Origin of the sequence: Tundrisphaera lichenicola, from assembly GCF_051175385.1 — a bacterium.
In the GTDB taxonomy this organism is placed as follows: Bacteria; Planctomycetota; Planctomycetia; order Isosphaerales; family Isosphaeraceae; genus Tundrisphaera; species Tundrisphaera lichenicola.
The window spans coordinates 403,429-415,849 of record NZ_CP195106.1 but is presented as its reverse complement, the minus strand read 5'-3'; the positions used below and the strand labels follow the sequence as shown (position 1 = coordinate 415,849).

Below are 12,421 nucleotides of genomic sequence, written 5' to 3'. Positions count from 1 at the left end.
CTTCGTCTGGAAATCGAGCCGATGCAGCCCGACTATTCGGCTCTCTTCCGCCGAGAGACCATCCGCCCACTTCGCTTCCAGGTGCGTCGCCTCGACAACTACGTCCATGACGTCCAGTTCCTATCCAGCTATCTGCACGATGCTCGCTTCACGCCGACCGCGGTAACCCGCCGTGGGAAGAAGCTGCGGATTGTAATGGATCGAGACTGCTGGGAGTTGGGACTGGTCAGGAAGGCTGAGTCCTCGGAGCTTTATACGGCGAAGTCTCGGCTCACGCTCGGTCCTGTCTCATCCGTGCGCTGGGAAATCGACGACCCCTCGACCCTGGGACAGGAGTTATGGGTCGAGAGTATCTACATCGGAGCCGCTCATTGGGAAACGCCGGACACGAGCGAGATCGTCCTATCAGCCCCTCATACCGAATCCCCTGGATGACTAACCATTGAGCTCGACCGCCCAGCTGAAGCCGACGGCTCCGCGGACGACCTCGGGGTGGTCGATCAACCATCGGCACCGATCCAGGACAGGGACCTGCATCGTGGCCAGGTCGTTGAACCCCAGGTTGGCCACCGCCTCGCGTACCAGCGGCCAGAGCGGCTCGACCGGCTGTAGCTCCGGCGTGCAAGGCGGCAGTCGGTGCAGCACCACGTTGACCGGGATCGCCAGCCTCCTGGCCACGTGCCAGCCGGCGTTGTCCACCATCAGCACCAGCAACTTCTCCCCGGCCGGGTCGGCCCAGCGGGCGAATTCCTCCAACGCCAGGCCCATCCAGTCGGTATTGGCCGAGGGCAGGATCAGCTCCAGGTTCCGCCCGCTGGCCGGGTGCACGAAGCCGTAGACGTAGGCCCATTGGTACTTGGTCCGGCCATAGGAGAGCGGCCGATGGCCTCGCACCGCCCAGACCCGACGGGTGATCGGCTTGAGCCCCAGCCGGGCCTCATCCTCGGCCCAGACCTCGACCACTCGGCCGGGGTGCTCCCGACGTAGGCGGGCGACTCGATCGGCCAGGGCGTCTTTTCCACGCCCGCTGCGAAGCGGGCGTGGCGGCCTCCGGATGTCGGGGTCGGGGGACCTGCAGCGAGAAGCCCAGGCCACGCAGCCATCTCCAGCCGGTCTGCTTGCGGATGTGGACGTCCCAGCGATCGCGGACGAAGGTGGCGACCTTGGCCCCGGTCCAGAGCCCGCCGTCGGGCGGCGACTGGCGGAGGGCGGCCCAGAGATCGACCTGCTGCTCGGGGGTGAGCTTGCTCTGGCCGCCGTTGGTGGTAGCCCTCCGGTCGCCCAGGCCATCGGGCCCCTGGGCATTCCAGCGTTTGAGCAAGGCGCGGGCCCAGACCGGAGTCAGGCCGACCTGCTGGGCGGCCTGAGCCGGGCTGAGCGGCTGGTCCGGGCGAGTTAGGAGCCAGATCACCTGCCAGTGGGTCTTCTCGATGCCGGAGCGGCACGCGCGATAGCGGCGAGCGATCTCCTCGGGGGGCAGGTGCAGGACGATGGGCAGTCGTTCGTTCGCCATGGGGAACCTCCGTGGAAGTAGGAGATCCCCCTATGATAACTCATCCGGAAGATTCCGTATCACGTCGGTTGGAAGATCTGCGTCACCTTCGAGGACGAGTTCGGCGACATTCGGCTGAATGATCTGGAAACGCCGACGCTCTATAGCTCGCGACAGACCTGATCGGCGGCTCGACGGCCCCATTCACCGATCGAACACCGATCCATGAAACGGCCCGACCCGAGGAAATCTCCCCGGGCCGGGCCGATCTGATCAATCCGATGATCCGGGGTTCGGATCAGGAGCAGCCCATGCTGTTCCCGCAGTTGAAGCAGCGGTAGCAGGTCCCGCAGCGGACGGTCAAGGCCCCGCAGCTGTCGCAGGCGGGGGCGTCGCTCTGGAAGTGGGCGAATTGCTCGTCCCGCTTATCCATCGCCTCGTAGGCCGGGACGACGAGCGGGGCGGGTGCCGCCGGGGTGCCCTGGCCGAGGACCGCCTCGGTGTGATCGAGGTCTTCCATGGTCACGGTCCGGTGCCCGTTCACCTTGACGACGGGCTTGGGGGCGGGGGGTTCGTCGGCCACTCGCTGGGGGGCGTTGGCCTCGCGATAGCCGGGGATGAACTCCATCCCGAGCCAGCGGAAGATGTAATCCGTCACGCTCTTGGCGATCGGGATGTCCGGGTTCTTGGTGAATCCGGCCGGTTCGAACCGGCTGTGGGCGAACTTGTTAACGAAGACTTCGAGCGGGACGCCGTACTGGAGACCCATCGAGATCGAGGTGCCCAGCACGTCCATCAGGCCGCCGATGGTCGAACCTTCCTTCGCCATCGTGACGAAGACCTCGCCCGGCCGGCCGTCGGGATAGAAGCCGACGGTGACATACCCTTCGTGACCCTGGATGTCGAACTTGTGGGTCAGGCTATGCCGGGTGTGTGGCAGGCGGGCTCGCCGGGGCTGGGCCGCGACCGGAGCTGCGGCAACGGCCGGAGTCGGGATGATCACCGGTGCCGGGGCAGCCTTGGCGGCTTCGGCTTCGGCCTTGGAGTCGCTCTCGGACTTGGTGCTCACCGGCTGGCTCCCCTTGGAACCGTCGCGATAGATCGCCATCGCCTTGAGGCCCAGCTTCCAGCCTTCGAGGTACGCCTCGCGGATGTCGTCGACCGTGGCGTCGCTCGGCACGTTGCAGGTCTTGCTGATCGCCCCGCTGAGGAACGGCTGCACGGCCGACATCATCCGGAGGTGGCCCCGGAAGTGGATGCTCCGGCCACCTTGAGGAGGCGCGAAGGCACAGTCGAAGACCGGGAGGTGCCCTTCGTGGAGCCCCGGAGCCCCTTCAATGGTGTCTTTAGCGTCGATGTAATCGAGGATGCCCCGGACGACCGGCTCGTCGTACCCGAGCTTCCGGAGCGCCATCGGCACGGTCCGGTTGACGATCTTGAGCATCCCGCCGCCGGCCAGTTGTTTGTACTTGACCAGGGCGATGTCGGGCTCGATCCCGGTGGTGTCGCAGTCCATCATGAAGGCGATGGTGCCGGTGGGGGCCAGGACGGTCACCTGGCTGTTCCGGTAGCCGTTCTTCCGGCCCAGTTCCAGGCAGGCATCCCAGACCGCGCGAGCTTCGGCCACCAGGTCTTTCGGGGCCGAGGGATCGATCCCCTCGACGGCGTCGCGGTGCATTTCCATGACCCGAAGCATCGGCTCGCGATTGAGCGCGAAGCCCTCGAACGGCCCGAGTTGCCCGGCGTGCTCGGCGCTGGTCAGGTAGGCCTGCCCGTGCATGATCGCCGTGATGCAGGCCGCCAGCCCTCGGCCGGGGTTCGAGTCGTAAGGCAGGCCGTCGGCCATGACCAGGCTGCCGAGGTTGGCGTAGCCCAGTCCGAGCGGTCGGAACTTGTGGCTGTTCAGGCCGATCCGGTCGGTCGGGTAGCTGGCGTGGTCGACCAGGATCTCCTGGGCCGTGATGAAGATCCGGCAAGCCGCCCGGAACGAGGCGGCGTCGAAGGTGCCGTCCTCCTTGCGGAACTTCATCAGGTTGAGGCTGGCCAGATTGCACGCGCTGTCGTCGATGAACATGTACTCGGAGCAGGGGTTGCTGCTATTGATCGGCGCGGTGTTCGGGCAGGTGTGCCAGCGCTGGATCGTGTCCTCGTACTGGAGCCCGGGGTCGCCGCAGAGCCAGGTCCCCTCGGCGATGGCGTCCATCAACTGGCGGGCCGGATAGGTGTCCATCGGCCGGCCGGAGGTGACGGCACGGGTGGTCCACTCGCCGGAGTCCTCGACGGCCCGGAGGAAGCTGTCGGTGACGCGGACCGAGAGGTTGGCGTTCTGGAAGAGGACCGAGCTATAGGCCTCGCCGTTGAAGTTGGCCTCATAACCGGCCTCGATCAGGGTCCGGGCCTTCTTCTCTTCCTTGGTCTTGCTCTCGATGAATTCGAGGACGTCGGGGTGCCAGATCTTGAGCGTCTGCATCTTGGCGGCGCGTCGGGTCTTGCCGCCCGACTTGATCACGCTGGCGATCGCGTCGTAGACCCTCATGAAGCTGACCGGGCCGGACGGCTTGCCGCCCCCGGCGAGCTTCTCCTTGCTGGAGCGGAGCGTCGAGAGGTCGGTGCCGGTCCCCGAGCCGTACTTGAAGAGCATGGCCTCGGAGGTGGCCAGCCTCATGATGTCCTGCATGTCGTCGTCGACGCTCTGGATGAAGCAGGCCGACGCTTGCGGGTACTGATACGACCCCTCGGCCTTGACGATCGAGCGAGTCTCCTCGTCCCATCGCCAGCCGTTGGCCAGGCCGTTGGTCCCGTACCGGTGGTAGAGCCCGACGTTGAACCAGACCGGCGAGTTGAACGACCCGTACTGGTTCAGGCAGAGGGCGGTCAGCTCGTCATAGAACCGCTCGGCGTCCTCGCGGGTGGCGAAATAGCCGTCCTCCCGGCCCCAATCCGAGATCGTCCGGGTGACTCGGTCGACCAGATCGCGGACGCTGGACTCGCGCTCCGGAGTGTTGACCTCGCCGTAGAAGTACTTGCTGACCACGACATTGGTGGCGAGCTGACTCCAGCCTTTCGGGATCTCGGCGTTGGTCTGCTCGAAGAGGACCCGCCCCTTCTCATCCTTGATCGCGGCCGTGCGGATTTCCCACTCGACCTGGTCGTAAGGACTGACCCCTTCGGTGCTGAACACGCGAGGGACCGTCATCCCCGATCGCGCCTGGCCCGTCCTGTTCTCGGTTCGCTGTGATACCGACGTCCGATCCTCTACCGTTGCCATGGACGCTCTCCGGGTTGATCGACCTATCTTCCAGGGCCTTGTCCCAGATCCCTGTCATCGCGCGTCGGCCACAAGAGTACACTAGTGGCCAGAAATCTAGCAAGGTGTTGCTGAGGATCGGGATTTGACCGACAAACCTTCAATGATGGCACAAGGGGAGATCAAATCGTTCGCCTGCGTTCGCTCGATTCTGAGCGGACATGACGCATCAACTCGAACTTCGGGCGGGCGATAACCGTGATGACCGGCCTTCCCTGGTGCAGCCAACTCTCATTCTATCCGCGCGGTTCTGAAGGAAACGGGTAATCTGGGGGATCGTGGATCGCCACGTACCGATTATGTGGAAAACGTGGAGAGCGCCAAGGTGTGCGGAAAGGAAATATTAGGCAGGATCATGCAAGGACCGTTCCGGGCCTCGGCCGAGGCAATCCGGAACGGTCACTTTATGGAATCAGTGGAGAAAGGTGCAGGCGAGGTCGATCAGGCGGGGACGATGCTCGTGATCTGGACCGAGGTGTAATACTGACGGTGTCCATTCCGGCGACGCATGTTCTTGCGGCGGCGGAACTTCTGGATCACGATCTTCTTGTCGCGGAATTCGCGAACGATCTTGGCAACGACCTTGGCACCGGTCAGGAGCGGGGCGCCGATGGACGGGGCTCCGTCGCCGGCGATCAGCAGGACCCTGTTGAAGACTAGTTCACTGCCGGGCTCGCCGTCACGACGATCGACCGTGATGGTGTCGCCTTCGCGGACTCGGAACTGGTGGCTTCCGTCTTCGAAAATCGCGTAGGACACGTTCAAACACTCCTCGCGGCCCCGGTGGCAGGCCACGGGTCGCCGGTTCCGAATCGCTGGGGTATCTTGGGCCTCCGGGGCCGGTCAGGCGCCCGCGACGGTCCGAAGGGGGGGATTGTACCGAAAGACTCGGGCTGAGGGAAGTCCTCGGCCCGGAAATCGATCCGGCCCCCGCCGAGAAGACGGGGGCCGGACGGCGACTTCAGGGGGCAGGCCGCCTTCTCGTCATCAATGCCGGTGGCGATGATGGCGGTCGGGCACGGCCTGGGGGAAGAGGCGGACCTCGTTGTTGTTGGCGTCGAAGCAGTCGATCTGGAGGTGTTCCGCCGGGGCGTCTTCCTCGTTACGAATGTGGATCGTCATGTTGGCGTCCAGTTCGATCTGCGCGATCTCCTTACGCTTGCGGTTGTTCAGGTGGGCCGCGACGCCCGGCGTCACCCCGATGTGGACCCGGCGGATGTCCTCTCGATGAGAGGCCAGGGCCAGGATTCGCATGACGTCGATCGACATGCTCTCGACCGTCTTGACCACGCCCGCGCCGGCGCACCGGACGCAATCCTCGTAGACCGACCGCTTCAGGCTGGGCCGGATCCGCTGGCGGGTCATCTCGATCAGGCCGAAGGCGCTCATCCGGAGGACCTTGGTCCGGGCCCGGTCGCGCTTGATGGCGTCGCGGAGCGCCTTCTCGACCCCTCGGCGATTGCGCTCGTCACGCATGTCGATGAAGTCATTGACGATCACGCCGCCGAGGTCGCGGAGCCGGAGCTGGCGGGCGATCTCCTTGGCGGCCCGGAGGTTCATCTCGTAGGCCGTACGCTCGGCGTCGTTCTCGACCCGGAAGTTGCCCGAGTTGACGTCGATGGCCACGAGGGCCTCGGTCTGGTCGATCACGATCGAGCCGCCCTCGGGCAAGTCGACCCGCCGTCGCTGGATCTTGGCGATCTCGTCCTCGATCCCGTACTTGTGGAAGATCGGGACCTTCTCGTCGTAAAGCTTGAGCCGGCCGACGAATCGGGGCATCACGACCCGGAGGAATTCCTGGGCCCGCTCGAAGGCGGCGGGCTCGTCGATCCAGATGGTGTCGATCTCGGCGGTGAAGATATCGCGGATGGTCCGCGTGATCATGTCCGATTCTTGATAGATCGGCGCCGGGGTCTTGGCCTTCTTGATCCGGGTCAGGATGACCTTCCAGAGGCGGAGGAGATAGGCGAGGTCGCGGGCCAGCTCGCGCTTGGTCCGGTCGAGCCCGGCGGTCCGGACGATGAATCCGAGCCCCTTGGGGGGGTTCAGCTCGTTCATGATCTCGCGGAGCTTCCGACGCTGCCCCTCGTCCGCGATCTTTCGCGAGACGCCGACCCGGTTCAGGCCGGGCATCAGCACGAGGTATCGGCCGGGGATGCTGATATAAGTGGAGAGGGTTGGGCCCTTGGTCCCGATGCTCTCCTTGATGACCTGGACGAGGACCTCGTCGCCCCTCCGGAAGATCTCCTGGATCGGGGGCTTGACCATCCCTCGCCCGGCCGATCGCCCTCCCCGACTGCCTTCTTCCTCGGCGCCGGCGTCGCCCCGACGGGGGCGGGCCTCGACGGTCCCACGGAGCCCCATCTGCCGCTCGAGCTCGGCGATCTCTTCGATTTCCTTGCGGATTTCCTCCTCGAGCTCGGGGTCGATCTCGTCCTCGGGGCCGGGGATCCGGGCGGAGGGGGCCAGGTCGTCCTCGTCCTCGAATTCGTCGTCGCCCCGTTCCTCGCCGAAATCGAAGTCGGAGGTCGAGGGGATCTCCTCGATCGCCGACCCGTGAATCTCGGCGTCCTCGGCCTCCTCATGGGGTTCGAGCTCGTCGATCTCTTCGGCGACGGGAGGCGTGGACACTTCCACCGGCTCGCGGTCGCGACGACGGCCCCGACGGCGACGTCGACGGCGGGTCCCGTCGGCCTTGGTCGAGCCCGGCTCGAAATCCTCGGCTTCCCCTTCCCCTTCGACGTCGGAGTCGAGCAGGCCGGCGACATCCTCGTCGGAATCGGCCCAGGGGAAGCTCGGTGGCTCGACCTCGGTGGGGTCGGCCGACCGGAGGCGACGGGGGACATACCCTTCCTCGCCGGCCCGGTCGATCGGCTTGTTGCGGTCGCGTGGCGTCTCGATCTCGGCCCGGGGACGCTCCGGAGACCGACCGCGTTCCCGGGTCGGCTCGGCGGGAGCCGGACGGGTCCGCTCGGGCGGCGCCGGGCGGGGACGCTCCGGCTCGATCAGCTCGGCGGCGAAGCCTCGCGATCGCTCGGGCGGCGCCGGCCGGGGACGCTCCGGCTCGCGCTCGGGCGGCGCCGGGCGGGGACGCTCCGGCTCGATCAGCTCGGCGGCGAAGCCTCGCGATCGCTCGGGCGGCGCCGGCCGGGGACGCTCCGGCTCGCGCTCGGGCGGCGCCGGGCGGGGACGCTCCGGCTCGATCAGCTCGGCGGCGAAGCCTCGCGATCGCTCGGGCGGCGCCGGCCGGGGACGCTCCGGCTCGCGCTCGGGCGGCGCCGGGCGGGGACGCTCCGGCTCGCGGTCTCCGCCCCTGGAGCGGATGGCGTCGCGACCTCCCCGGCGCCGGGGGGCTTCCTCGACGAACGGGGGCTCGACGTCCTCGGGCTCGGCCGACTCGGGCAGGGTCAGCGGCTCGGGCTCGACGCGGGATTCGGGCACGGCCCGGCCTCGACCTCGGCCACCTCGGCCTCGTCGAGGCTCGCGAGCGGCGGGTTCGGGCTCGAGGTCGGCATCGGGCTCGCGAGCCGGGGCGGCCGGAGCCGTGGTCCGGGCTCGGGGGAGATCCTCGACGGGTTCGACGGGGCGGGCCGGCTGGGTCCGACCTCGCTGGGTCCGACTGGGCGGGAGATCCGGGTCGAACGGCTCGGGCTCGACGGGGCGGCTCACGCCCGACCCGAAGCCCCGGGCACGCGGTTCTTCGGGCTCGGGGGGCCGAGCCGTCTCGAACCGCTCGGGAGACCGGGCGTACGGGGGCGGTTCGACGGGCCTGGCCGGGGCCGGGGGGACCTCGGAGCGGAGCCGCCTCGGGGCTTCCCCGGGCTCGGGCCGGGAAGGCGGAGCCGGCCGGTCATCGTCGCCGACCAGGCCTTCGCCGAAGCGTCGGGGCTCGGACCGGTCGCGTCGACCGCGTTCGGATCGGTCCGGGCGGTCCCGTTCGGGACGATCGCGGACGATCCTCTCCTCGGGATAACTGGGGGGCGCGGGGAGGTCGCGGGCCTCCGGGCCGGCGGGCCGGGCCGGCCGCCGACGGTCGTCGCGGGCGCGAGGCTCTCGCTCCCGGTCGCGATCCCTGGCGGTGGGCTCGGCGTCGTCGGCGAGGTTCCGGCGATAATACTGGGGCTCGACGTCGGAGACGTGGAGGAAGCCGTTACGGCCCACCGAGAAGTCGACGAACCCGGCCTGGATGGCGGGCTCGAGGTTGACGACCTTACCTTTATAGATATTGCCGGTGTAACTCTCGTGGCTGGTCCGTTCGACGTAAAGCTCCTCGAGGATGCCGTCTTCGACGATGGCGATGCGGCACTCCTCGGGCTGGAGCACGTTGATCAGCATTTCTTTCTTCATACGGTCGATCTTTCTGACGCGATCGCGGTCGGCGATGGTTTGTTAACGGGCTCCCCGGGGACGCCCAGGCATGGGCACGTCGGGCCGCCTTGATGGGCGGGCCGTGGCGTGACGCGAGGGCGAGGGGGACCCGGACTGTTCACTCAAGAGGCCAGCTCCACTCCGGTGCGAGCCAGGACGGCCCCTTGTCCCAGGAGATCGCGCAGGCCCAGGGTGTCGATCACCTCTTCGGGCCGGGCGGAACCGCTCGGGGACATCTTCAGGCGGAATCGGAGGACCCCATCGGGGTCCAGCTCGGCTTCAAGCAGGAATGGCCGCAGGTCGATCTCGACGGTGCGGTCGGGCCGGTGCCGGGTGTAGGGGCGGCGGTCGGTGGCCAGCAATTCGGCCAAGGCGACGCGGGCCCCGTCGCGGCGATCGGCGGGGATGGGCAGGGCGTAGCGGACCGCGCCGGCTTGAGCCGGGCGGCCGGGGCCGGGGTCTTCGGCATCGAGCCAGTCGAGGCCGGGCGGCGAGACGGCGGCCAGGCGGCGGAGCACTTCGGTCGGCTCCATCGGCTCGGCCAGTTCGATCTCGACGACTTCGTGGTGCCCCTCGATCCCCAGGGCGAGCGCCAGGGTGAAGGCGATCTTGGGGCGGGGATTGAATCCCTGGCTCTGGGCCAGAGGCAGTTCGGCCCGGCGTGCCATCCGTTCCAGGCAGCGCATCAGGTCGTGATGGCTGACCAGGCGGAGGTCGCCGAGTTTGGCGAACCGGAGGCGAACCTTGGGGGAGGGCATCGTTGCCGGGTATCCGGGCCCGGTGAGGGGCCCGCTCATGACCCGCCTGCCGGGCCCGGCCGAGTCCGGCGGGGTCGCGGACGGCCTGCGGGCGGGATCGGTTCGGGGTCCGGGGAAGTGTCCAGGTTTCTCTGGGGGGGCGGCGCCGGCACCAAGCCGGGGGCCCCTGCGGGTTGCATTGTCTCGCGAAGAGCCGCCCGGGTCGAGAGGCGACCGCTGGAATCGTGGGGACGGAAGGCCGACCCCTCGCCGGGAGCCTCGGGGAGGGCTTCGAGCAAGGACGCCCGGAGGGACGCCGTCACCTCGGAAGCCGACTCCATCGCCATCACCCGGGCGGTCAACTCGCGAGAGCGGTCGTCGCGGATCGCCCGGACCACTCGCTTGATCTCGGGGAGTTGGTGCGGTGCCATGCTCAGCTGCCGGACCCCAAGGCCCAGCAGGAGCATCGCGTAGAGCGGCTCGCCCCCCATGGCGCCGCAGACGGTCACCTCCACCCCTCGGGGGGCGGCGGCGGCGACCACCATCGCGATCAGGCGGAGGACGGCCGGATCGGCCGCGTTGTAGAGCTCGGCGACCGTCTCGTTGGTCCGATCCACGGCCAGGGTGTACTGGATCAGGTCGTTGGTCCCGATCGAGAAGAAGTCGACCAGCCGGGCGAACTGGTCGGCCATGACCGCCGCGGAGGGGACCTCCACCATGATCCCCACCCGGAGGTCGTCGCGGACGGCGACCCCTTCGGCCCTCAGCTCGTCTCGGACGGCGTCCAGGGCCGCGCGGGCCCTGCGAAACTCATCCACGGTGGAGACCAGCGGGAACATCACTCGGACCTCGCCGAGGGCGGCGGCCCGGAGAATCGCCCGGAGCTGGTCGCGGAAGAGCGAGGGATCGCCCAGCGAGAGCCGGAGGCTCCGGAGGCCCAGGGCCGGGTTGGGCTCGGGCAGGGCTCCTTTCCGGTACGAGGTCAGCTTGTCGGCCCCGAGGTCGAGCGTCCGGAATGTGACCGGGCGGCCCTGGGCCGATCGGACCACGGCCGAGTAGACCGCGAACTGCTCGTCCTCGGACGGCGGGCTCTCGGCGTTGAGGAACAGGAACTCGGTCCGGTAGAGGCCGATCCCCGAGGCCCCCCGGGCCAGGCAGAGTTCGACCTCGGAGGGGAACTCGATGTTGCCCCAGAGTTCGACCGAGCGGCCATCCAGGGTCTCGGAAGGGAGGTGGGACAGCTCGGCCAGGCCGGCAAACCGCGCGGTCCGCTCGGCCGAGGCGGCCCGGTAGCGGTCCAGCGTGGCCGGGTCGGGGTCGAGCACGACCAGCCCCTCGTCGCCGTCGATGATCGCCCATCGACAGGAGCGGGCCAGGTCCAGGGCCTTGCCCAGGCCGGCCACCGCGGGGATCTCCAGGGCCGCGGCGACGATCGCGGTGTGGCTGGCCAGCCCCCCGCTCTCGGTGGCGAAGCCCAGCACGCAATCCGGGTCCAGCCCGGCGGTCTCGCTGGGCGAGAGGTCGTGGGCCAGCACGACGATCGGCCCCTCGGTGTCGATCGGGACCGCCGACGATCCGACGCCGAGGAACTGCCCGAGGATCCGCTGCTGGATGTCGCGGACGTCGGCGGCTCGGGCGGCCAGGTGCGAATCGGCCAGGCTGGCCAGCCGGGCGGCGTGCCCCTCCAGGACCTCGGAGACCGCGTGTTCGGCGCTGACCAGGTCGCGCTCGATCCGCGTGCGGGCATCCCGGCGAAGCGTGGGATCCGCGATCATCCGGGCATGGGCGGCGAGGATGTCGGCGTACTGCGGACCGATTCGCCGACGGGCCTCGGCCTCGGCGGCCCCGGCGTCGACCTGGGCCGAGGCCAGGGCCCGGTCGAGGCGTTCGAATTCACCGGCGACGGACTCGGCCGAGATGGCCCGAGGAGCGGGCCGGAGCCCGTGAGGGTCGAGGACCCGGAGCGGACCGATGGCGATCCCGGGGCTGACGGCGATCCCGCGGAGGGTGTGCATCGTCGGGGCGCCCGGGCCGGCCCTGGTCCTGGCACGCGGGCCGGGCCTCCGCTCCTGACCGGTCCCTTCCGAGGGTGCCGGCGTCATGAGGCCGGACCCTGTTCGTGCCCCTCATCGGTCTCGTGGAACCGGGCCAGGATCAGCTCGGCCAGAGCATCCACGGCCTCCTCGGCGTCGGGGCCGCGGGCCTCCAGGTTCAGCAAGGTGCCGCATTCGGCCGCCAGGGTCGTCAGGTCAAGAATCGACTTGCCGTTGATCTCATGCCCTTCGTGATAGACGCGGATCTCCGACTGGAAGCGATGCGCCACCCGGACGAACTTGTCGGCCGGGCGGAGGTGTAGCCCCAGCGCGTTGGTGATCTCGACCTGTCGGCGTGCGACCTGAGGATCGTGGCTCATCGGCGGCTCGGTCGGCCAAAGGGGCGGCTGGCGATGGGATGGACCCGGCTTCGGGACGCGGGGCCCGGCTCTCCGAGGAAATTCTCCGCGACCCGAAGCCGGAC

9 protein-coding genes are annotated in these 12,421 nt (G+C 68.5%); 1 reads left to right on the top strand and 8 read right to left on the bottom strand.

Annotation, left to right across the window (positions count from 1 at the left end):
• The first annotated feature begins 21 nt into the window (after positions 1-21).
• On the top strand, positions 22-435 hold the full coding sequence (locus P12x_RS01695; RefSeq protein ID WP_435009089.1) for a hypothetical protein: 414 nt from the start codon (positions 22-24) through the stop codon (positions 433-435).
• Here P12x_RS01695 and P12x_RS01690 read toward each other — a convergent pair whose 3' ends face one another.
• From P12x_RS01690 to P12x_RS01655, 8 genes are all read right to left on the bottom strand, one after another.
• The gene (locus tag P12x_RS01690) at positions 436-1,008 is read right to left on the bottom strand and encodes an IS630 family transposase (RefSeq protein WP_435011681.1); all 573 of its coding nucleotides are present in this window, start codon (positions 1,006-1,008) and stop codon (positions 436-438) included.
• Positions 938-1,513, bottom strand: coding sequence for a winged helix-turn-helix domain-containing protein (locus P12x_RS01685; protein WP_435005114.1), 576 nt, complete (start codon positions 1,511-1,513; stop codon positions 938-940). The genes P12x_RS01690 and P12x_RS01685 overlap by 71 nt, the downstream gene beginning before the upstream one ends.
• Before the next feature lie 277 nt (positions 1,514-1,790).
• Complete coding sequence (locus P12x_RS01680; protein WP_435009088.1) at positions 1,791-4,688, bottom strand: vitamin B12-dependent ribonucleotide reductase; 2,898 nt, start codon at positions 4,686-4,688, stop codon at positions 1,791-1,793.
• Between the two features lie 552 nt (positions 4,689-5,240).
• Positions 5,241-5,558: a 50S ribosomal protein L21 gene (gene rplU / locus P12x_RS01675; protein WP_435009087.1), complete on the bottom strand. Its 318-nt coding sequence runs from the start codon at positions 5,556-5,558 to the stop codon at positions 5,241-5,243.
• Positions 5,559-5,786: 228 nt separating this feature from the next.
• On the bottom strand, positions 5,787-9,146 hold the full coding sequence (locus tag P12x_RS01670; RefSeq protein WP_435009086.1) for an Rne/Rng family ribonuclease: 3,360 nt from the start codon (positions 9,144-9,146) through the stop codon (positions 5,787-5,789).
• 143 nt (positions 9,147-9,289) lie between these two features.
• Positions 9,290-9,925 (bottom strand): TIGR03936 family radical SAM-associated protein, encoded by a 636-nt coding sequence (locus P12x_RS01665; RefSeq protein ID WP_435009085.1) that lies wholly within the window; start codon positions 9,923-9,925, stop codon positions 9,290-9,292.
• A 35-nt stretch (positions 9,926-9,960) separates the two neighbouring features.
• Entirely contained in the window at positions 9,961-12,006 is a 2,046-nt protein-coding gene (ptsP, locus tag P12x_RS01660; RefSeq protein WP_435009084.1) for a phosphoenolpyruvate--protein phosphotransferase, read from the bottom strand.
• Positions 12,003-12,317 (bottom strand): HPr family phosphocarrier protein, encoded by a 315-nt coding sequence (locus tag P12x_RS01655; RefSeq protein WP_435009083.1) that lies wholly within the window; start codon positions 12,315-12,317, stop codon positions 12,003-12,005. Before P12x_RS01655 ends, ptsP begins: the two co-directional genes overlap by 4 nt.
• Between the last annotated feature and the right edge of the window lie 104 nt (positions 12,318-12,421).